The organism is Cellulophaga geojensis KL-A, assembly GCF_000568425.1.
Lineage (GTDB): Bacteria > Bacteroidota > Bacteroidia > Flavobacteriales > Flavobacteriaceae > Cellulophaga > Cellulophaga lytica.
This window is the reverse complement of the sequence record NZ_ARZX01000001.1, coordinates 235789-258466: the sequence shown is the minus strand read 5'-3', so window position 1 is coordinate 258466 and position 22678 is coordinate 235789. Positions and strand designations below refer to the sequence as shown.

Genomic DNA, 22678 nt, shown 5'->3' with positions numbered 1-22678 from the left:
AGAGTTTTTATTAATTTAGGCTCAACCAAAACCAACCAATGCGCTTATTTTTCAGCTTTATATTGCTTCTTTTTGTTCAACTATCTGAAGCACAAGATTTTAATTATCAATCTTTATTAATTAATTCCAATTTAACCAAAAATGCAAATGCAGTTGTACGGTTAGATGAAATGAACATTCATATTAGTTCTAAGACTAAAATGAATATTAAGCATAAAAGAATTGTAACTGTTTTAAATAAATTTGGTGATGTTGCAACACATACCTATAGAGGATATGATTTAGACAGTAAATTAATATCTGTGCAAGCCTTAGTTTATAATCAACTAGGAAAACAAATAGGAAAGTTTAAAGAAAAAGACTTTAAAGATGTTAGTGCAGTAGATGGTAGTACATTATACTCAGACTCCAGAATAAAATATTTAGATTATACCCCAGTAACTTACCCTTACACTATGGAGTTTACCTATGAGTATACCAACTCTAATACAGGTGAATTAATACCAGCTTGGTATTTTTTAGACTCTTTTTATTTAAGTACAGAAGAAAGTAGTATTTCAATTACCTATGATGACGAAAGTTTTAAGCCAGAAATTAGGGAGGCAAACTTAGAAGGTTTAGATGTTGAAAAAATAATAAAAAGCGGTAGTACTTCATATACAGTAAAAAATATACCTGCATTAAAAAAAGAAAGTTTAAGTCCGGCTTTTTATAAAATATCACCAAAGTTGCAAATAAGGCCAATAAACTTTACTTATGGTGGTTATGATGCTTCAATAAAAACTTGGCAAGATTTGGGTAAGTGGATGTACACTAACTTACTTAAAGGTAGGGGTGAGTTGCCAGAATCTACAATAAATACGGTGAAATCTTTAACAAAAGAAGCTAAGTCAGACATTGAAAAAGCAAAAATTATATACAAGTATGTACAAGATAATACAAGGTATATAAGTGTACAAGTAGGTATTGGAGGTATGCAACCAATATCTGCTTTAGATGTAGATAGGGTAAAGTATGGAGATTGCAAAGGATTATCTAATTACACAATGGCCTTGTTACATGCTGTTGGTGTAAAAGCATTTTATACACACGTAGAAGCGGGTAATTATAAAGAAAGTTTTAATAAAGGTTTTGCATCATTGGCAGAGGGTAACCACGTTATTTTAGCAATAGAGAGTAATGATAAGTACTACTGGATAGATTGTACGTCTCAAATACATCCATTTGGGTTTTTAGGAGATTTTACAGACGGAAGAACAGTACATGTTATAAAACCAGATGGAGGTGAGTTGGTACAGACAGATAGTTATGTAAATAAGGATAATTATCAAAAGACAGAAGCTCATATTTCACTTTCAAACACCGGAGTAATTGCTGCAGATGTAGTAATTACAACTAAAGGTGTACAATATGATGATAGGTTTAGCATAGAAAGAAAAACATCTGATGATATTAAAAAGCATTATACATCTTATTGGAGTTATATAAATAACCTTAAAATTAATAATTATACCCTTTTAAATAATAGAGATAGTATTGTTTTTACAGAAAAAATTAGTTTAGAGGCAACAAATTATGCTTCTGTTAGTGGCAATAGGTTGCTATTTATGGTAAATGCACTAAACAGAAATAATGCAGTACCAGATAGGTACAGAAATAGAAAATTACCATTAGAAATACAAAGAGGATATTTTGATGAAGATGAATTTGAAATTCTACTTCCTTTAGGTTTTGAAGTTGAAGCAATGCCTAATAACACTTTAGTAGAAAATGAATTTGGACTGTATAGTGTGTCATATAAGTTATCAGAAGACTTAAAAAATGTAGTGTACAAAAGAAAATTACTTATTAAAGAAGGATATTACCCAAAGGAGAAATATAAAGACTATCGTGACTTTAGAAAAAAAGTATCGTTAACAGACAATGCAAAAATTGTTTTAGTAAAAAAATAAACCAAAAGTTAACCAGAACCCCACAACCAAATAACCCAATTTATTATGATTAAAAAATACAGTTTAGTAGTACTATTCAGTTTAGCTATTAACCTAATCTCTGCTCAAGATTTCGATTTTGGAAAAGTATCTACCAAGGAACTAAATGAAAAGGTACATCCTTTAGATTCATCTGCAAGTGCAGCTTACCTATATAAACATAAGAAGTGTTATTTTAGATATTTAGATAATAGTGGCTTTGAATTAGTAACCGAAGTTTATGAGCGAATAAAAATTTACAACAAAGAAGGATATGATTTTGCAACTAAAGCAATACCACTTTATAAAGCATCACAAGGAAATAGAGAAAAAATAATAGGGCTAAAGGCTGTTACTTATAACCTAGTTGGTAATAAAATTGAGGAAACAAAGTTGAAGAAGGATGGTATTTTTGAGTCTGAGATGTCTGAATTTTATGATCAAACAAAGTTTACAATGCCAAATATTAAAGATGGTAGCGTAATAGAATTTAAATACAAAATTAATTCTCCTTTTATTTTTAATGTAGATGAGTTTGTGTTTCAGCATAGTATACCTGTAAATAAATTAGAATCTAGTTTTTCTTCTCCTGAGTACTATAATTATAAATTAAACTCTAGAGGATATTTAAATATTTATCCAAAAATAACTAGAGTTAACTCTAGTTTAAATATTAAAAGCAAAACTAGGTCTAGTATGTCATCAAATGTAGTAAGTACTACTTTTAGTAATGACAAAATAAATTTTTTTGAAAACAAGCATATATATAGCGTAACAGATATTCCTGCCTTAAAAGAAGAACCATATATAAATAATATAGATAATTATAGAGCAGCTGCAAAATATGAACTCTCTTATGTTCAATACCCTAATAGTGTTCCTAAATACTATTCATCAACTTGGAAGGATGTAGTAAAGACAATTTACGATAGCCCTAGCTTTGGAACCGAGTTAAATAAAACGGGTTATTATAATCAAGATATAGATCCTTTAGTATCTTCATTATCAGACCCTATGCAAAAAGCAGCTGCAATTTATAATTATGTAAAAAGTAAGGTGAAATGGAATGGTATTTATGGTAAGTACACCTATAATGGCGTACGTAAAGCTTATAAGGAAAATGTAGGTAATGTGGCAGATATTAATCTAATGCTAACATCTATGCTAAGGTACGCAGGTTTAAATGCAAATCCTGTTTTAGTGAGTACAAGAGGAAACGGGGTTCCTATTTTCCCTACAAGAGAAGGTTATAATTATGTGATTTCTGCAATAGATACTGGTGAAGGTATTATACTTTTAGATGCTACAAGTATGTATAGTATGCCTAATGTGTTACCAACAAGAGTGCTTAATTGGGAGGGCAGGATTATTGCTAAAGACGGAGCGTCATCTACAATAGGTTTGTACCCTAATGAACAGTCTACAAAGACAATAATGATGACAACCAATTTAACTGCAAACGGAGATTTATCTGGCTCATATAGAAAGGTAGTAAAACTTCATAATGCCAGAATATACCGAAATAATTATAATGAGGCAGATGAAGATGGTTATATAGAAAAAATTGAAAAGTCCTTAGATTTAGAAATATCAGATTTTGAAGTAAAAAATAGCCTAGATATAGGTAAACCAATCTTGGAAAGTTATAAATTTGTAAAAGAGAGTCAGGCAGATGTAATTGGTGATAAAATATATTTTTCTCCAATGTTTTTTTACAAATCTAAAAGCAACCCTTTTAAATTAGAAAAAAGAAGTTACCCTATAGATTTTAGTTATCCATCAGAAACAACCTATAGAATTATTGTAGATATTCCTGAAGGATACAAAGTAGAAACGTTGCCAGAAATTAAAAGTATAGCTCTTCCGGAGCAGTTAGGATCTTTTAAATATAATGTTACTCAAAAAAATAATCAGATTCATTTATTAGTCGTAGAATCAATAAACAAAGCAATTATAACACCAAAGTATTACGAGGCTGTTAAAACGTATTATAAAATTTTAATAGAGAAGGAAAACGAGAAGGTTGTTTTAACAAAAATATAATGAACATACAAAACGCACAAGAAGCCGTAGATAACTGGATAAAAGAACACGGAGTTCGCTATTTTAACGAGCTTACAAATATGGCACAGCTTACAGAAGAGGTAGGTGAGGTTGCACGTATTATTGCGCGTAGGTACGGAGAGCAAAGTGAAAAAGAATCTGATAAAAATAAAGATTTAGGTGAAGAACTAGCAGATGTTATGTTTGTTGTGCTTTGCCTTGCAAACCAAACAGGTATAAATTTGCAAGATGCCTTTGATAAAAAATTAGATCTTAAAACCAAAAGAGATCATGATCGTCATCACAACAATCAAAAATTAAAATAAGTTCTTATTTTTAATCACTTAAAGTCTTTTACATTGAAATTATATTTATCAGCCCCAGAAAATAAAACATTAAATTCTGCTATTAAAATAACAGGAAGCAAAAGCGAGTCTAACCGCCTATTGTTACTACAAGCATTATATCCGAATATAAAAATAGAAAATCTTTCTAATTCTGATGATGCAATTGTAATGCAAAAAGGAATTAAGGTATTTAAAGGAGAAGTAGATATTCATCACGCAGGTACAGCAATGCGTTTTTTAACCACTTATTTTTCTTGCCAAGATGGTAAAGAAGTTGTGCTTACAGGGTCTAAACGTATGACAGAGCGCCCAATAGGAGTATTGGTAGATGCATTAAAATCTTTAGGAGCAGATATTACCTATTTAGAAAATAGTGGTTATCCTCCGCTACATATTAAAGGAAAAAAAATAACAGCAAACAAAGTAAGTTTACCTGCTAATATTAGTAGTCAGTACATTTCTTCATTAGTATTAACTGCACCAAGTTTAGATAATGGTTTAGAGTTAGAGTTGGTTGGTAAAATTACCTCTGTGCCTTATATAAAAATGACGCTAGCTTTACTTACGCAAATAGGAGTAGAAAACTCTTTTGAAGGTAATACTATTAAGGTGGCGCCAAAAAAATCTGTTAGTAATACTACACTGGTTGTAGAGTCAGACTGGAGTTCTGCTTCTTATTTTTACAGTATTGTAGCAATGTCTGCTGTTGGTACAGAAATTACCTTATCAGCCTATAAAAAAGATAGCTTACAGGGAGATAGTGTTTTGGCTGATATTTATACAGATTTTGGTGTAGAAACTACATTTTTAGATGCTAAAGTAGTTTTAAAAAAGATCACAGATAAAGAAACACAAGAAATTACAAAAGACCTTAGTAATGCTCCAGATATAGCACAAACCATTGCAGTTACGGTTTTTGGTTTGGGACTAGGTTGCCATTTAACAGGTTTACACACGCTTAAAATTAAAGAAACAGATAGGTTAGAGGCTTTAAAAACAGAGCTTACAAAATTAGGAGCGTCTATTACGGTTACAGACAAGACACTTACTATAAAACCAACAACAAAAATTAACAAAGACATTGCAATAGATACCTATAATGACCATAGAATGGGAATGGCTTTTGCTCCTTTGGCGCTAAAAACAAACTTGTTTATTAATGATGCAGGTGTGGTGTCTAAGTCTTACCCAGATTTCTGGACCGACCTTAAACTGCTTAAATTTGGTGTAAAAGAAGCATAATTGTGGTTAAATTGTTATTTAATTGGTGTTTTACTTGACAACGCCTATTGTAGCATAGTATATTTGCAATCGCATAAAAAGAAAATTAAAAAAATATGCACTAAACCGTAAAACGTTGAGTGCTTTTTTATTGGCATAAAATAATATCGTTTTTAATTTTCAGAGGTTATGTATAACCGTTAACATCATAAAAAATATTAAATGAAATTATCTAGCTTTAATTTTGAACTTCCAGACAATTTGTTAGCCGAGTATCCTTCTGAACATAGGGATGAAGCTAAATTGATGGTAATACATAGAGAAACCGGAAAAATTGAACACAAAATGTTTAAAGACCTTATTAATTATTTTGATGAGGGAGATGTAATGGTTTTAAACAACACTAAAGTTTTTCCTGCTCGTTTATATGGTAATAAAGAAAAAACAGGGGCAAGAATTGAAGTGTTTTTATTACGTGAATTAAATGCAGAACAGCGTTTATGGGATGTTTTAGTAGATCCTGCACGTAAAATAAGAATAGGAAATAAATTGTATTTTGGTGACGATGAAACTTTAGTTGCAGAAGTTATAGATAATACAACATCTAGAGGTAGAACTTTACGTTTTTTATACGATGGTTCTTATACAGACTTTAGACAAAAATTAAAAGATTTAGGAGAAACACCATTACCTAAATACATAAAAAGAGAAGTAGAGGAATCTGATGAAGACAGGTACCAAACAATATACGCTAAGCACGAAGGTGCTGTAGCTGCACCAACGGCAGGTTTACACTTTTCTAAACACTTATTAAAAAGATTAGAAATTAAAGGAGTAGATTTTGCAGAATTAACTTTACACGTTGGTTTAGGAACTTTTAACCCAGTAGAGGTAGAAGATTTATCTAAACATAAAATGGATAGTGAAGAGTTAGTTATTGATGAAAAAGCTACAGAGGTTGTAAACGCTGCTATAGATAATAAACGTAGAATTTGTGCTATTGGTACAACGGCTATGCGTGGTTTAGAAAGTGCAGTTTCTAGTAACGGACACTTAAATACGTATGAAGGATGGACAAATAAATTTATTTTTCCTCCTTATGATTTTAGTATTGCTAACTCTATGGTTACAAACTTTCACTTACCAAAGTCTACTTTGTTAATGATGGTTTCTGCTTTTATTGGCCATGACCTTATGAAAAAAGCATACAAAGAGGCTATCTTAGAAAGCTATAAATTTTACTCTTACGGAGATGCAATGCTAATTATATAATTGGCATTTTAATACATAAAATATAAATCCCGTCAGTTTTCTATTTTTAATAGAAATTGGCGGGATTAACTTTTATCTACTACCTTTAGTACTGTGGAAAAAAATAAGAAAAAAGACATAAGAGCCTTAACTAAGGAACAAATTAGAGCGTTTTTTGTAGCTCAAGGAGATAAAGCCTTTAGAGGTAACCAGGTATACGAGTGGTTATGGCAAAAAGGGGCACACTCTTTTGAGGCAATGACAAATGTATCTAAAGAAACAAGGCAATTGTTGGATGATAACTTTGTTATAAACCACATAAAAGTAGATCAAATGCAGCGTAGTAGTGATGGTACTATTAAAAACGCTGTGCAATTACATGATGGTTTAATTGTAGAGTCGGTTCTAATACCAACAAAAACAAGAACCACAGCCTGTGTCTCTAGTCAAGTAGGTTGTAGTTTAGATTGTAGGTTTTGCGCAACATCTAGGTTAAAGCGTATGCGTAACTTAAATCCAGATGAGATTTATGATCAAGTAGTTGCTATAGATAATGAAAGTAGATTGTATTTTGACCGTAAACTAAGTAACATTGTGTTTATGGGTATGGGCGAACCTTTAATGAACTACAATAACGTTTTAAAGGCTATAGATAAAATAACCTCTACAGAGGGCTTAGCTATGTCTCCAAAAAGAATTACGGTTTCTACATCTGGTGTTCCAAAGATGATAAAGAAAATGGCAGATGATGAGGTAAAGTTTAAATTGGCAGTGTCCTTGCATTCTGCTGTGGATGAAATTAGAACCTCTATAATGCCTTTTAATGCTACTTTTCCTTTAAAAGATTTAAGAGAGGCGTTACAGTATTGGTACGCTAAAACAAAAAGCAGAATTACATATGAATATGTAGTTTGGGATGGTATTAATGATACACAGAATGATGCTAATGCACTTGTAGATTTCTGTAGGTTTGCGCCATCAAAAGTAAACTTAATAGAGTATAATCCTATAGATGATGGTGAGTTTCAGCAGGCTAGTAATAAAGCTATAGATATGTATGTGGCAACATTAGAGCGTAACGGTATAACAGTTACGGTAAGGCGCTCTAGAGGTAAAGATATAGATGCAGCTTGTGGGCAGCTAGCAAATAAAAGCTAAAAAAGGCAGGCGAAAACCAATCACCTGCCTTTAACTAAAAAAACACATTAACCACAATGTTTTTTTTATTTCATTTGAGCTTTTAACTCATCAATAGTTTTAGCCATTACAACTCCTGGTATTTTAATAGGAGCAGCAACTTCTGCTAAAAATGTACCTTTTACTTCTCCTCTTTTGTATGTAGTAAAACCTACTCTGTACAAGCCAGCAGTTAATGCTTTTGTAGGGTTGCTTACCTCACTCTTGTAACGTAATAAAGAGTTGTAGCTACTTCCGCTAGGTTGCTTAGGTAACTCAGATGTATCATCATTAGAAGCTAAAGTAACCCAGTTAGCACTTTTAGCTCCTTCTGTAGTAACTTTATCAGCAGAAACAATATCAGATCTTTCTAAAGTAATGTATGTGTCAAAAAAGTCTTTTGTAGAAGCGTGCTCATCAAAATCTGCAGATTTTACCGCATTTTTAATTTTATCACCATTTGCAGGTGAAACCATTCTTACACCTAATTCAGGAGCAGCCAATGGTACCCAAACGTATATGTAATAAAACTTTTTATTGTCTTTTACTTCATCTTCATTACCAGGGCTAGCGTAACCTAAGTAGCTAATGTTGTCTGTGTAAGGAACCTTAATAGTTTTTGGTCCTATTTTTTTTTCAACAGAACTTCCAAATTTTTTCAATTTTTGAGCGTTTACAATTGCGCTACAGCTAAAAAGTAACATTGCTGCTACAAATAGATTTTTTTTCATCTTAAGTGTGATTTATTAATTGTTTTTGTTTTAATAACACAGCAAAGATGACGCTATTAAACAAAACAAATAGACCTATTTGTAGGGAAAATTTTACCCCTGTTTTCAGGGGTAGGCTATAATATTACTAAAACGTAAATCATTGCCTTGAAATCTAATAATTTAATTACTTTTACCTTTCCAAATTTAACGAATTGCTTTTTTGAAAATTGTAGCACAAATTAAGGACCCTGTAAATAAAGAAATGGAGCTTTTTGAAAAAAAGTTTCACGCCTCTATGTCTTCTAAGGTGGCCTTATTAAACAGAATTACTTACTATATAGTAAATAGAAAAGGAAAACAAATGCGACCAATGTTTGTTTTTTTAACAGCAAAATTGGTATCTGGTGGCAAGGTTAATGAGCGTACTTATAGAGGTGCATCTGTTATAGAATTAATACATACTGCCACTTTAGTTCATGACGATGTTGTAGATGATAGTAACAAGCGTCGTGGCTTTTTCTCAGTAAATGCACTTTGGAAAAATAAAATAGCTGTACTTGTAGGTGATTTTTTATTATCTAAAGGGTTGTTGTTGTCTATTGATAATGGTGATTTTGATCTTCTAAAAATTATTTCGGTTGCAGTACGTGAAATGAGTGAAGGTGAGCTGTTACAAATTGAAAAAGCACGTAAATTAGATATTACAGAAGATGTCTATTATGAAATAATAAGACAAAAAACAGCCACGCTAATAGCAGCTTGCTGTAGTTTAGGGGCTTGTTCTGTAAATCCAGATTCTGATGATGTAGAAACTTTTAGAAAATTTGGAGAACTCATAGGTATGGCTTTTCAAATAAAAGATGATTTGTTTGACTATGGGGATGAGGCAATTGGTAAGCCAACAGGTATAGATATTAAAGAACAAAAAATGACGCTTCCTTTAATATATACACTTAATAACTGCACAAAAAAAGAAAAGAGTTGGTTAATAAACTCTGTTAAAAAGCACAATAAAGACAAAAAGCGAGTTAAAGAGGTAATTAACTTTGTTAAAGACAGTGGTGGTTTGGCGTATGCCGAAGAGAAAATGATGTCTTTTAAAAAGGAAGCTCTTGCTTTATTAAGTAAATATCCAGAGTCCGATTATAAAAGTTCGCTAGAACTAATGGTAAATTACGTGGTAGATAGAAAAAAATAATAACTTTATCACTTTAAAAATCAGAGCGTTGTAATTTATTTTAAAATAAATTTATTTTCTGGGCAACGTTACAGTAATGTTTGTTGTCTATACTTATAGAACACCATTACTGTGAAAATTATTAAACTTTACAAAAACGAGAATACCCTTATAAAAAAAGCCGCTGCTGCAGACAGGGATGCTCAAGAGCGCTTGTATAATAAATATGCTCCAAAAATGTTAAGCGTTTGCAGGCAATATATAAAAGACCTGCAATTTGCAGAGGATGTTATGGTATGTGCTTTTTTAAAAGTATTTAAGTATTTAGACACTTTTAAGTTTGAGGGTAGTTTTGAAGGATGGGTTCGTAAAATTATGGTTAGGGAGTGTATAACTTACTTGCGTAAAAAACAGCATATAGTTTTTGATGATGAAGTATATGAGCGTTCTGCACCTAAACACATAACTAGTACGCCAGATTTAGATGTAGAGCAAGTACAGTTATTAATAGATGCTTTACCAGAAGGTTATAAAATAGTATTTGTAATGTATGCTATTGAGGGATACAAACATTTTGAAATTGCAGAGCAATTGGGTATTTCAGAAAATACATCAAGATCTCAGTTGTTTAAAGCTAGAAAAATGTTGCAAGAAAAATTAGAAAAAATAAAGACAACAGATTCAGTTACAATAGAATCTTAAAAAAAATAGTACAATGGCACCTTTAAAATTTGAAGAACATTTAAAAGATAAGCTAAAAGATAGGGAAATTACCCCATCTAGCAATGCGTGGTCCAAAGTTGCTGCGGGTTTGGAGAGTCAACCAATTAATAAAAAAAATAAAAAGCCAGCATATTTTGCTATTGCTGCTTGTTTAGTTGGTTTGTTAATAGCATCGGTTTGGTTTTTTAACACTGCAGAACCAAGTAATAATTCTCCTCAAGTTGTAGACACAGATAAAGTAGATGATAGTAAAAAATCAATTTTAAAAACAAATACAATTTTTAAAGAAGAAAATACTACTGTTGTAGCATCTAAAGAAGTAACTATAAAAGAAGAGAAAAACACTGTAATTAAACAGGAAGCAAAAATTAATACTCCAGAAAATCAATTTAAAAGACCAGAGCAGACAAAAATTGCTGCATATGAAAAAACGAATAAACAATTAAAAATTAACCAGCCAGAGAAAACAATTATAGATGCTAAACTAAATGTTGTAATGGAGAAACTAGCCTTGCTAGAGGAAAATAATATTGCAGTTACAGATGCAGAAGTAGACTCTTTACTACGTAATGCACAACAAGAAATTTTAGCAGAAAAAGCAATTAAAGCAGGTATGTCTGTAGACGCTATGGCCTTATTAATAGAAGCAGAAAGTGAATTAGATGTAAGTTTTAGAGATAAAATTTTTGACAATCTAAAAAGGCGTTACCTCAAATTAAAAACTGCAGTAGCTGCACGTACTAACTAACAAATAAACATTCATCAATCAGAGTTTTATATTTTCTTCTGGCGTATTGTATCTGCAATATGCTAGGGGAATAATAAAACACATCTAAAATTTAATTATTATGAAAAAAACTACACACTACATTTTATTAATTATAACGGTTTTTTGTGTGCAACTAACATTTGCTCAAGAACAAATTAAATCTAAAATTGATCTTTTATTAAAAGAAAAAGAACAAATTAGATTGTATGAAAAAGAGGCGCTAAAAACAGAAATAGAGGCTATAACTAAGCGTTTAGAGAAGAATGAAATAACAGCACAACAAGCGCAAAATTTAAAAACTGAGGCAGCAAAAAATAGAGCTTTAAACATAGAGAATAGGGTTGCTATTATTGATAATAAAATATCATTATTAGAGCGTAATGGTACAGATAAGCTTGCTAGGTTAGATTCTTTGCCAGGTAAAGTAGAGGTAGATGTTTTTGACATAAAATTTAACGACAAATCTATTTTTTATAGTGAAACAAAAAAACAAGAAGTTAAATACGATATTAGAACCGTGTCTGAACTTGTTTTGGCTGTTGGGTTAAATAATGCAATTATAGACGGACAATCTTTAGATGATTCTCCTTATAAAATAGGAGGTAGTCGTTTTTTTGAAATGGGAATTAATTGGAGAACTAGATTGTTTAAAAACTCTAATGCAGTGCGTCTAAATTATGGTTTTTCGTTTCAATTTAATGGTCTTAAAGTAGATGATAACTTATACTTTGTAGAAAACGGAAACCAAACGGAGTTACAGGACTTTGAGTATGATTTAGACAAAGCAAAACTTAGAATGGATAACCTAGTATTTCCTGTGCATTTTGAGTTTGGACCATCTAGAAAAGAAGAAACGGAAGAAAAAATGCGTTATTATATAGATAACAAGTTTAGAATAGGTATAGGTGCCTATGGAGGATTTAATATTGGTACTCGTCAAAAGTTAAAATACAAAGAGAATGGTAAAAAAGTTAAAGATAAGTTTAAAAGAGACTACAATACATCAGACCTTATATACGGTTTAAGTGCATATGCAGGTTTTGGAGATACAACATTATATGTTAAGTATGATCTTAATCCTATTTTTAAAGATGCCTTAGTAGATCAGCATAATATTTCAGTAGGCTTACGTTTTGATTTATAATAGCGTATTAGAAAAATATAAAAATCCTAAGCAATTTAGCTTAGGATTTTTTTTGTTTTTGAATTTTTAAATGAAGAATCCTGAGCTAGTAAAAACTACGGAGACAATTTAAACTAGTCAAGATTCTTGCCCTTATCAACCAAATAAGTATTGTGTGTTTTTTATTAGGATACTACAAATAAAAATGAAGATACAATCATCCAAGCGCCAAGTATAAGGCCAATTAAACCTAATTTCCCTTGCTTAGGAGCAATTTTAGCTCTCATCTCTTCGGCTTTAGCCTTTGCTGCTTCATTTTTAGATAATACATACTTGTTAATTAGTCCGTACCCTAACATAAAGCCCAAAGCAGCAGTAACAATGTTACCTACTAAATATGTTATCCATAAGATAGGCCAAGTGCTTAACCATCCAATAGTTAAAATAGCACTAACAATTCCCCAAATCCCCCAAAAACAAAATACCATTCCTATCCAACCTTGGTAAGGTTCAATTTTTTCTAGTAGCTCTTTGGCATTTGGTTTTTTAGATAATAATAAAGACGGTACAGCTAAAATGCTTAATAATATTAAAGAAATTCCCCAGCTCATAATTTTTAATTTTTTTTTAGATTAATATTGGTTTATTTAATTTTGATGTTACAAAGGTGCGGCCATTATAGAGTTTAAATTACCCTTAGACTAGCTAAAATGCTTACCCTGAAAACAGGGGTAGTTGTTATAGCACTTATTTTAGATTAGTTTATTTTTTTGATATTTAGTTCATTATATTTACCCTCTTATTTAAAAATTACTAAAATTTGATTTCTAAATCTACTATAGACCAAGTTTATGAAACTGCTCGTTTAGAGGAGGTTATTGGCGATTTTGTTCAGTTAAAAAAATCTGGAACCAACTTTAAAGGTTTAAGTCCGTTTACAGATGAGCGTTCACCAAGTTTTATGGTGTCTCCTGTTAAACAAATCTGGAAAGATTTTAGTAGTGGTAAAGGAGGTAATGTAGTTGCTTTTTTAATGGAGCATGAACACTTTACTTATCCAGAGGCTATAAAATACTTGGCTAAAAAGTATAATATAGAAATAGAAGAAACCGAACGTACAGACGAACAAAAAGAGCAAGCTAATGAAAAAGAGAGTATGTACTTGGTGTCTGAGTATGCTCAAAAATATTTTTCTGAAGTATTGTGGGAACGTGAGTTGGGTAAGGCTATTGGTTTAAGTTACTTTAAAGAACGGGGCTTTACAGATGAAACAATTAAAAAATTTAGCCTTGGTTATTGTTTAGATCAATGGGACTCTTTTACAAACACTGCCTTAGATAAAGGGTATAAGTTAGAGTATCTAGAAAAAACAGGTTTAACAATAGTTAAGAAACAAGAAGGACAAGAGGCTAGAAAATTTGATAGATTTAAAGGTCGTGTAATGTTTCCTATACAATCTATGAGTGGTAGAGTGTTAGGTTTTGGTGGTCGTATTTTAACTAATGATAAAAAAGCAGCTAAATACTTAAATTCTCCAGAGAGTGATATTTACCATAAAAGTAAAGTGCTTTATGGTATTTACCACGCTAAACAGGCTATAGCTAAAGAAGATAACTGTTATTTGGTAGAAGGGTATACAGATGTTATACAGTTTCATCAAAGAGGTATACACAATGTTGTTGCTTCTAGTGGTACCGCACTTACACCAGACCAAATTAGACTTGTAAATAGGTTAACTAAAAACATAACTGTTTTGTTTGATGGTGATGCAGCTGGTTTGCGTGCCTCATTACGTGGTATAGATTTAATTTTAGAACAAGGTATGAATGTTAGGGTTTGTACTTTTCCTGAAGGTGAAGACCCAGACAGTTTTTCTAAAAACAATTCTTTAGAAGAAGTTAATCAATATTTAGAAAGTAATTCTAAAGATTTTATACAGTTTAAAGCTTCTTTATTAATAAAAGAAACTGCCAATGACCCAATAAAAAAAGCAGAAACAGTACGCGATATTGTAAATAGTATTTCTAAGATACCAGACCGTATTAAAAAGGAAATTTACATACAAGAGTGTGCGCAGTTAATGAATATTTCAGAATCTGTACTTTTTAACACGCTTGCGCAGATAGGTAAAAAGGAGATTGCAGACGAGGTTAAAAAACAAAAAGAAGAGCAAAAACCTTTTCAGGTTGTAAAAAATAAAGTTGTACAAGAGAAGTTAGATGTTCAATATGTTTTAGAAAAAAAGATAATAGAATTGCTTTTGCTTTACGGAGACACTACTCAGCAGTTTGATGATTTGTTGCTTAAAGAAGATGATAAGGGAGACCTTATTTTAGAAAAAGAAACTGTAGAGGCGCGTGTTTTTGAAAAAATTTATCTGGATTTACAAGAGGATGAAATAGAACTTACCAATGCAAATTTTAGAGATATATATTACAAACTTATAGAAGACTTAAATGAAAAAGAACATTTTGAGGCAAATAAGTTTATTGGTGGTTTAGATCAAGATTTAGTCTCCGAAATTTCTTCAATTTTAATGGAAGAAGAAAAATACATTTTACATGATTGGGAACGTAAAGAAATATATCCAAAAGAAAAGTCTGTAAGTATAGGTCAGTTGGTAAGTGAAACCATACTAACGTTACGTTGCTATTTAATAAAAAAGAGAATAGGGGAGTTACAAGAAAAAACTCAGGATCCAAGTCTAGATAATTCAGAAATTTTGCAAGAAATAATGAATTATCTAAACTTAAACTCTTTATTGGGTAAAAAATTAGCTAGGGTGCTCTCTTAAATAATGAGTTAACCCTTAGTTGTATTTAATAGTTCTCCCACCAATTTGTGGTATTATTGGTCGTGTCTTTTACAATAATTTCATCTCCAATTTCGGGTGTAATTACATCTAGGTTTAGTTCTTTTGCCCTTGCTTTTACACGTACAATTGGATCTGTCCAGCTATGTAAAGCTAATTTAAAGCCAGCCCAGTGTATCGGAACAATTTTTTTGGCTTGCACATCTAAGCCAGCTTGTGCGGTTTCTTCGGGCATCATATGTATATCTGCCCACATTTGGTTATATTGTCCGCATTCCATTAAGGCAATATCAAAAGGGCCGTATTTATCTCCTATTTCTTTAAAGTGCGGGGAGTAGCCACTATCTCCACTAAAGTAAATGTTATCTTGTTTAGATTGTATTACCCAAGAGCTCCAAAGTGTGCTTTGGCTGTTGTTAAGTTTACGTCCAGAGAAATGTTGTGCTGGGGTACAAACAAAAGTTAAGTTGTCTAGTTTTGTATTTTGCCACCAATCTAATTCTGTAATTTTATCTTTTGCTACGCCCCAAGCTTCTAAATGTACACCTACACCTAACGGTACATAAAAGCGTTTGGCTTTGTCTTTAATTTTTAAAATGGTTTCATAATCTAAATGATCATAATGATCATGTGAAAACAATACAGCATCAATTTTATTAAGCTGTTCTAATGCTATAGGGAATTTAGTATTAAATCTATTTGCACCCATTAATGGATGTGGAGCAGCAACTTTACCTAACATTGGGTCTAAAAGAATGTTTTTACCTTCAATTTGTAATAGAAAAGAAGAGTGGCCATACCAAAAAAGTCGAGATTCTTTGTTGTAATTTGCAACATCAGCAGAGTCTACTGTTTTTACATTTAAGTCTTTTTTAGGTCTAGCATTAGGTACTTTAGTTGTAAAAAACTTGTAGGCTAATGATAGTGTTTCTGTAAAACTTAAATCTTTGGGTACAGGTAAAGTGTTGTTAAACTTGTTGTTTTTGTATTGAGGAGATTCTTTATAAATTTCTTTACGCTCTTTGGTAATATCACCACCAAATGTTGGGTAAAAATTAGTAAATAAAAAATAAGATATTACTAATGTTATAAGTATAGTTACTATTGCAATCATTATTCTTTTAAATAATCTTTTTAGCATATTGCTAGATGTAAATTTAGTAAGCTGTAAAATTAAACAACTAATTGTATTATAGTCTGTTTGCTTTATTTTTTAGCTTAATATTAATAGTTTTAAACAAAAAAAAGTCAGCAATGAGCTGACTTTTTTTGATAAAACATATGTTATTTCTTAGAAAATATCTAATGCTTTAGCTTGTTGTAATAAGTCTACCATATTATCTACGTTTAATTTTTTCATTAAACGAGCCTTGTAAGTACTAATGGTTTTTTCGTTTAAACCAAGACCTAATGCAACATCTTTGTTTCTTTTACCGCTAGCAAGCATTTTTAAAACTTCTATTTCTCTTGTAGATAGTTTTCTAAATAATCTTCTAGGTTTTTGTGTGCCTTCATCAAAAGCTAGTCTTTGCGCTAGTTCATTAGTGATAAACATTTTACCATCACTAATTTTTTCTAGAGCCGCTACTATGTAATCTAAATCTGCGTTTTTAGATAAATAACCTTGCGCACCAGCTCTAATAGAGCTAATAGCGTAAACATCTTCAGACTGTCCGCTGTACATAAGTACTTTAACATCTGGATGATTCTTCTTCATTTTTCTTAAACAAGCAATCCCGTTAATCTCAGGAAAATCCATCTCTAACATTAAAATATCTGGAGTTTCATTTTCCAGTTTTTCAAAAAGTTCTGATGAAGTTCTAGCAGTGCCAATAACTTTAAAGCCCGTCTCAATACTCAACATCTGCGTAATGCCCACTTGCACAACAGGGTGACTATCTGCAATAAATACTGTTTTCATTTTTTTTGGTTTTAATTAAATTTAAGCATAATCTGTCTTCCACAACATTAATTCTGACAGAGAATGTAAGGTTAAATTGTATGTTTGTTCAACAAAAATGATACTTTTTTGTTAGAATTTACTATTATTTAACTTTTTTTCGTTTTACAATACGTTATCTGCGATGACTGGCTATTTTAAGCCATTTGGAATGTCGCATACAGGTATTGGTTTCATTTTGTGCTGGTTAGCATTGTTTAGTTTTTTATATAATATAAAGACCTCTTGTTGTCTTCCTTTAAAATCATTTTTTGTTTTACCCTTGTCGTCTTCTAGCATTGCCCACTCTAGCTCTGGATATGATGCTCCTATTTGGTCTTCATCTGTTCTGTCATCTCCCCACAAACCATCTGTAGGCGCAGCATTAATAATGTCAGAATTAATACCTGTAAATTTAGCAATTTCGTATACTTCACTTTTCATTAAATCTGCAATAGGGCTAAGGTCTACTCCGCCATCTCCATACTTAGTGTAAAATCCTACGCCAAAATCTTCAACCTTGTTGCCAGTACCAGCTACCAAATAACCGTGTAATCCTGCAAAATAATACAAAGTTGTCATTCTTAGTCTTGCTCTTGCGTTAGCTAAAGATAAAAACCTCTCTTCTTCATTAGTTACACTTGGTAGTGTGTCTATAAAGCTATCAAAAACAGGAGTTAAGTTTACTTGTTGTCTTTTTACGTTTTTAAAATTGCTTTGCAACCAATCTATATGCTTGCTGGCTCTTGTTACCTGACTCTCTGCTTGGTGTATTGGCATTTCTAAACAAAGTAACTCTAAACCTGTTTTTGCACACAGGGTAGATGTTACAGCAGAATCAATTCCGCCAGATATACCTATTACAAATCCTTTTATGTTTGCTTTTGTAGCATAATCCTTTAGCCAATTAACAATATGGTTTGTTACTTTTTCTGTTTGCATAGAATTCCTTTATTACGTTGAAAACTGTTAACTTTGTATCCTGTAAAAATAAACGCTAACATTTTAATATTAAAATGTTACTGTAATTACTTTTAAATGAAACAACCATTTTATATCATTTTACTTGTTTTTATCCTTTTTTTGGGTTGTAAACAAGAGTCTAAAGAGGCAAAACAGATAGCCAAAGTAAATGTATCATTAGATGTTGCTAGGTTTGATAGGGAAATTGCTGATGCTAAACCAACAGATATTCCTGTGTTAAAAGAAAAGTATCCTTACTTATTTCCTGTACAATATCCAGATAGCTTATGGGTCGCAAAATTAAGAGATACATTACAAATATCTTTGTTAAAAGAAGTTAATATAGCCTTTGGAGACTTTAAAAAGCAAAAAAATGAGCTTGAGTTATTTTACAAACACGTAAAATATTACTTTCCTAAAGAGACAGAGCCTAAAGTGGTTACTGTTATTTCTGATGTAAATTATAATAATCCTGTTATACTTACAGAAGAACTTTTATTAATTGGATTAGATAACTACCTGGGAAAGGATCACAAATTTTACAAAGGATTACAAAATTATATTGCAGAGGGATTAGATAAAAAATACCTTTTAACAGATGTAGCTAATACATTTGCAAAAAAAGTTGTGCCTTATCCTGCAAACGACAGAACTTTTTTAGCGCAGTTGGTATATTATGGAAAAGAGTTATATGTAAAAGATAAGCTAATACCTTTTGTAGATGATGCAGTAAAAATAAAGTATACTCAGCAAGATTTGGATTGGGCTTTTGCTAATGAAGAACCAATTTGGCGTAATTTTATTGAAAACCAATATTTATATAGTACAGATAAAAATTTAAATAAGCGTTTTTTAGATCATGCACCATTTTCTAAGTTTCAGTTGGAGTTAGATAGTGAGTCGCCAGGACGATTAGGACGTTTTTTAGGATGGCAAATTGTGCGTTCTTTTATGGATAATAATAACGTAACTTTGCAACAAATGCTACAGCTGCCTGCTGAGGAAATATTTAAAAAATCTAATTATAAACCAAAAAGATAAATGTCAAAATTACATACATCAGAAATTAAGTTAACTGTTGGTCTGGATGAAAACAGAGTACCAGAGGCTTTAAATTGGTCTGCAGAAGACGGAGGGATAGAGAATGAAGAGGCAAAAGCAATGCTTTTATCTGTATGGGATAGTAAAAACCAAGAGTCTTTAAAAATAGATTTATGGACAAAAGATATGCCTGTAGATGAAATGAAAGTATTTTTTCATCAAACATTAGTGTCTTTGTCTGATACTTTTTATAAAGCTACACAAGATGAAAAAATGACAGCAACAATGAAAGATTTTTGCGAGTATTTTGCAGATAAGCTAGAGCTTAAAAAAGGCTAGCATTATTTAAATTATTACAATTAAAAAACTCCCAAAGAAATTTGGGAGTTTTTAGTTTTTAAATCTTAAGAGTAAATTACTCTACTGTAATAGAAAAAGTTTGCTCAACATCTGTTGCTCCGCCGGCATCTGCAGTAGTACCATCGTTTGGTTTTTTAGGCTCGTGTCTTAAAGTTACGCCTAATGTTGCTGCACCAGCATCTCCTGTAGAAAGGGTAAATGTAATACCTACAGGGTTGCCATCTTCATCCATATCTGTGTATTCTGTACCGCTAATAGCGCCAGAGACAGTATAAAAGAATTGGTGTTCATCATCTTCTTCTTCAACTTCTAAAGTAATATCTTCAGCAGGGCTTTCAGTTTCATTAAGTAATGTAATGGTGCCGTTGTAGGTTGTGTTAGCTGCTAAGTTTTCAACTGTAACTACTGGAGCGTTTGGACCATCAGTACCATCATCGTCTTTAGACGTTAGAGTAACTGCTGTTCCTCCTGCTTGTGGTGTAAGTTCTATTATTACTGTAGTTATTACTTCTTCATCGTTAATTGCTTCTGGAGCATCGTCATCATCAGAACATGAAATTAAAGCAATACTAGACAATGCAATTAAACTTGCTTTTTTAATGTTTTTCAAAATTGTGTTTTCTGTTTTCATTTTAATAGGAATTTGTATTAGTAATTATATTTTAATCTAAGTGTAAAAGACCTTCCTAAATCGTCTGTAAAATAACGTTGTCTGTTAAGGTAGTCTCTATATTCTGTGTTCAATAAATTAGTTATGCCTAAACCAACAGTTAATGCTTTGCTATTTTTTAAGTTAAATTTCATTTCTGAATCTAATTTTAATAAATGGTAAGCACTTGGAGGTGTGTTTATATCTAGTTCTACTTCCTGGTCTTGTTGTGGTGAGTATACCATAATATTATCTATGTATTCATTTTGTTTAAATACATATTCACTTTGTAGGCTAATATTAAAGTTGTTCCATTCTTGTTTAGTAAACGTTATTTGGTTTTGTAAACGAGCAGAAGGAATATTAATTAAAGCTTCGTTTTTAGTTCTGTCTTTTCCTTTAACTATAGAAAATTTATGATCTGTTCTCCAGTTGTTTGTCCAGTTATTATAGATAGATGCGTCTACACCAAGTAAACGAGCATCTGTTTGTCTGTATTCCCAAACAGGAAATGCACCTCGTAAAGAGAATTCTACACCAGTTGGTTCTAAAAGAATAAAGTCTGATATAAGGTTATAATAAGGTGAAACCTCGTAGCCCCAAGTGTAAGTGTTTTTTCCTAAACTTAATGATATTCTGTGTGACGTTTCGCTCTTTATGCGTAAATCGCCTAATTCTATACGGGCAGCAGAATGATGCAGTCCATCACTAAATAATTCAGACGGATTTGGAGCGCGTTGCGCTAAAGTGTAATTAAATCTAAATAAATTTTCAGAATTAAAGCGGTGTTTTAGCCCTGCAGACGCTGAAAAATTATGATAGCTTAGCTCAGGATTTGTTAAAAGTTGTGTGCCTAGGTCATCAATAATTATATCATTAAAATCTTCGTTGTACCCGCGTTCTTCCCATCTAGATGTTATGTAAAACTTTTGGGCATCAATTTTACTATAATCAAATCTAATACCAGCATCTAAAGTGGTAGCATCAGAAAGTTTATATTCTGTAGTTGCAAAAACTCCAAAATCTACTTTATCATAATCAGGAATTAAACGTCTTACACCTGTATCTGGATTGGCAAAATTATCTTGATATCGGCCTAGAATTCCAAAAGAAAATTTTTGCTTTTCAAAAGCATCAATAGTAATATCTGCAGCAAGTGTTTGTGTTGTAAGCTTAAGGTCTAAAGAAGCTTTTTCTTTGTCGTCACCAACACGTATATCATACTCAAACCTATGGTTTTGTTGTATGTCATATTGAAGATTTAATTTCCCTAAGCCTTCAAAACGCTTATAGTATCTAAGTTTTCCTAAATGATGTTTAACATGTTGTCTAGGCTTATTAATGTCATAAGTAAAACTTGTTGTTTCACTTGGTTCATCACTATTAATAGCAGTAATTAAATCGTCTACATTACCTATATGAGACGCACTTAAAATACCAATATTTGTGTCAAAGTACGAGTAGTAGGCATTCCAGCCACTCTCAAAACCAAGTTTTCCAAAATCTATACTAGCGCCAAATTGAGAAACTCCTGTATTTGATAATACATAATTTGGAGCTTCTGCATCTCCTAATTTCTTGTAAGATGCTTGTCCTTTTACATAAAAACCATTTTCATATGCTTTGGTAAGTTCTGTGGTTATGTTTCCGCCTCTGCCATTAGACACTCCGTTTACAAGTGTTTTGCCGTAAATAGTATCTTTTTTGGGTATTCTATTTTGGTCTAGTAAAATAATACCTCCAATAGCATCACCACCATATTTTAATGCAGCAGCACCTTTTACAATTGTAACTTTGTTGGCAGAATTAATATCTATGTTTGGTGCGTGTTCTGCACCCCATTCCATATCTTGCATACGAGTACCATTATTAAGTATAAGTACTCTACTGCCTCCTAAACCTTGTATTATAGGTTTTACAATATTTGAACCTGTGTTTAAGCTAGATACTCCGTTTATTTGTTTAAGCGCATCACCCAAATTGTTGCTGCCAAAGCGTTCTAGCTGCTCTGTTTTTATCGTTTTTTCTTGTGCAGAATTGGTTTCTTTAATGGTAGAGCCCGTAACCTTAACTTCATTTAACTCTTCTAAATGATGCTCTAAGGTTATTTTTTTATGGGTGTTGCCATAAATTTCTACTGTTACAAATCTTGTACTGCATTCTGGGTGAGATATTTCTAACTCTATAATGCCGTTGCATAAATTTTTTAGAGTAAACTTTCCAAACTCATCAGAATATACTTGCTTCTTGTTTCCTCTTACTTGTATAATAGCGTCTGCTAATGGTTGTTTGTCATGAAAGTCTATTACTTCTCCTAAAAGAATATTAGAACAATCTTGGCTAAATACAAAAGACTGACACACTATAATACATAGTATTGTTAGCGTATAGCGCATAATAA

Annotated in this window: 20 protein-coding genes; 13 read left to right on the top strand and 7 right to left on the bottom strand. The window is 31.7% G+C overall.

All coding sequences use genetic code 11. The annotated features are described in order from the left end of the window. The first annotated feature begins 38 nt into the window (after window positions 1-38). From KLA_RS01220 to rlmN, 6 genes are all read left to right on the top strand, one after another. Window positions 39-1952: a DUF3857 domain-containing protein gene (locus KLA_RS01220; protein ID WP_034643030.1), complete on the top strand. Its 1914-nt coding sequence runs from the start codon at window positions 39-41 to the stop codon at window positions 1950-1952. Between the two features lie 45 nt (window positions 1953-1997). Then, window positions 1998-4013 carry a transglutaminase domain-containing protein gene (locus KLA_RS01215; RefSeq protein WP_034643027.1) on the top strand — a complete coding sequence of 672 codons (2016 nt, stop codon included), beginning with the start codon at window positions 1998-2000 and terminating at the stop codon, window positions 4011-4013. Continuing rightward, window positions 4013-4339, top strand: coding sequence for a nucleotide pyrophosphohydrolase (locus KLA_RS01210; protein ID WP_034643024.1), 327 nt, complete (start codon window positions 4013-4015; stop codon window positions 4337-4339). The genes KLA_RS01215 and KLA_RS01210 overlap by 1 nt, the downstream gene beginning before the upstream one ends. 33 nt (window positions 4340-4372) lie before the next feature. Continuing rightward, the gene (locus tag KLA_RS01205) at window positions 4373-5602 is read left to right on the top strand and encodes a 3-phosphoshikimate 1-carboxyvinyltransferase (RefSeq protein ID WP_034643021.1); all 1230 of its coding nucleotides are present in this window, start codon (window positions 4373-4375) and stop codon (window positions 5600-5602) included. Window positions 5603-5803: 201 nt separating this feature from the next. Next, window positions 5804-6853, top strand: a complete 1050-nt coding sequence (queA, locus tag KLA_RS01200) for a tRNA preQ1(34) S-adenosylmethionine ribosyltransferase-isomerase QueA (protein ID WP_013621561.1) — start codon at window positions 5804-5806, stop codon at window positions 6851-6853. Window positions 6854-6946: 93 nt separating this feature from the next. Then, window positions 6947-7990, top strand: a complete 1044-nt coding sequence (gene rlmN, locus KLA_RS01195; RefSeq protein ID WP_034643018.1) for a 23S rRNA (adenine(2503)-C(2))-methyltransferase RlmN — start codon at window positions 6947-6949, stop codon at window positions 7988-7990. A gap of 65 nt (window positions 7991-8055) precedes the next feature. Here rlmN and KLA_RS01190 read toward each other — a convergent pair whose 3' ends face one another. Then, complete coding sequence (locus KLA_RS01190; RefSeq protein WP_013621563.1) at window positions 8056-8739, bottom strand: Lipl32 family lipoprotein; 684 nt, start codon at window positions 8737-8739, stop codon at window positions 8056-8058. 202 nt (window positions 8740-8941) lie between these two features. Here KLA_RS01190 and KLA_RS01185 point away from each other — a divergent pair, with 202 nt between their 5' ends. The 4 genes from KLA_RS01185 (at window position 8942) to KLA_RS01170 (ending at window position 12534) form a co-directional block, all read left to right on the top strand. Then, complete coding sequence (locus KLA_RS01185; RefSeq protein WP_013621564.1) at window positions 8942-9919, top strand: polyprenyl synthetase family protein; 978 nt, start codon at window positions 8942-8944, stop codon at window positions 9917-9919. Between the two features lie 111 nt (window positions 9920-10030). Next, window positions 10031-10600, top strand: coding sequence for an RNA polymerase sigma factor (locus tag KLA_RS01180; protein ID WP_013621565.1), 570 nt, complete (start codon window positions 10031-10033; stop codon window positions 10598-10600). Window positions 10601-10613: 13 nt separating this feature from the next. Further along, window positions 10614-11369 carry a hypothetical protein gene (locus tag KLA_RS01175; protein WP_034643015.1) on the top strand — a complete coding sequence of 252 codons (756 nt, stop codon included), beginning with the start codon at window positions 10614-10616 and terminating at the stop codon, window positions 11367-11369. Window positions 11370-11469: 100 nt separating this feature from the next. Continuing rightward, window positions 11470-12534 (top strand): hypothetical protein, encoded by a 1065-nt coding sequence (locus KLA_RS01170; RefSeq protein ID WP_034643011.1) that lies wholly within the window; start codon window positions 11470-11472, stop codon window positions 12532-12534. 164 nt (window positions 12535-12698) lie between these two features. Here the strand turns inward: KLA_RS01170 and KLA_RS01165 are convergent, their stop codons facing one another. Then, window positions 12699-13124: a hypothetical protein gene (locus tag KLA_RS01165; protein ID WP_013621568.1), complete on the bottom strand. Its 426-nt coding sequence runs from the start codon at window positions 13122-13124 to the stop codon at window positions 12699-12701. A gap of 209 nt (window positions 13125-13333) precedes the next feature. Here KLA_RS01165 and dnaG point away from each other — a divergent pair, with 209 nt between their 5' ends. Next, window positions 13334-15307, top strand: a complete 1974-nt coding sequence (gene dnaG, locus KLA_RS01160) for a DNA primase (RefSeq protein ID WP_034643008.1) — start codon at window positions 13334-13336, stop codon at window positions 15305-15307. A 25-nt stretch (window positions 15308-15332) separates the two neighbouring features. Here dnaG and KLA_RS01155 read toward each other — a convergent pair whose 3' ends face one another. From KLA_RS01155 to nadE, 3 genes are all read right to left on the bottom strand, one after another. Further along, window positions 15333-16466: an MBL fold metallo-hydrolase gene (locus KLA_RS01155; RefSeq protein ID WP_141103760.1), complete on the bottom strand. Its 1134-nt coding sequence runs from the start codon at window positions 16464-16466 to the stop codon at window positions 15333-15335. A 150-nt stretch (window positions 16467-16616) separates the two neighbouring features. Further along, window positions 16617-17246, bottom strand: a complete 630-nt coding sequence (locus KLA_RS01150; RefSeq protein ID WP_013621571.1) for a response regulator transcription factor — start codon at window positions 17244-17246, stop codon at window positions 16617-16619. Window positions 17247-17417: 171 nt separating this feature from the next. Further along, window positions 17418-18206 carry an NAD(+) synthase gene (gene nadE / locus KLA_RS01145; protein WP_013621572.1) on the bottom strand — a complete coding sequence of 263 codons (789 nt, stop codon included), beginning with the start codon at window positions 18204-18206 and terminating at the stop codon, window positions 17418-17420. 96 nt (window positions 18207-18302) lie between these two features. Here nadE and gldB point away from each other — a divergent pair, with 96 nt between their 5' ends. Both gldB and gldC read left to right on the top strand, forming a co-directional pair. Next, window positions 18303-19268 (top strand): gliding motility lipoprotein GldB, encoded by a 966-nt coding sequence (gene gldB / locus KLA_RS01140; protein ID WP_034643005.1) that lies wholly within the window; start codon window positions 18303-18305, stop codon window positions 19266-19268. Continuing rightward, window positions 19269-19607 (top strand): gliding motility protein GldC, encoded by a 339-nt coding sequence (gene gldC, locus KLA_RS01135; protein WP_013621574.1) that lies wholly within the window; start codon window positions 19269-19271, stop codon window positions 19605-19607. It abuts the gene before it with no gap. Window positions 19608-19683: 76 nt separating this feature from the next. Here gldC and KLA_RS01130 read toward each other — a convergent pair whose 3' ends face one another. After that, complete coding sequence (locus tag KLA_RS01130; protein ID WP_084470663.1) at window positions 19684-20259, bottom strand: type 1 periplasmic binding fold superfamily protein; 576 nt, start codon at window positions 20257-20259, stop codon at window positions 19684-19686. Between the two features lie 17 nt (window positions 20260-20276). Beyond that, window positions 20277-22673, bottom strand: a complete 2397-nt coding sequence (locus tag KLA_RS01125; protein ID WP_013621576.1) for a TonB-dependent receptor — start codon at window positions 22671-22673, stop codon at window positions 20277-20279. Window positions 22674-22678: the final 5 nt, after the last annotated feature.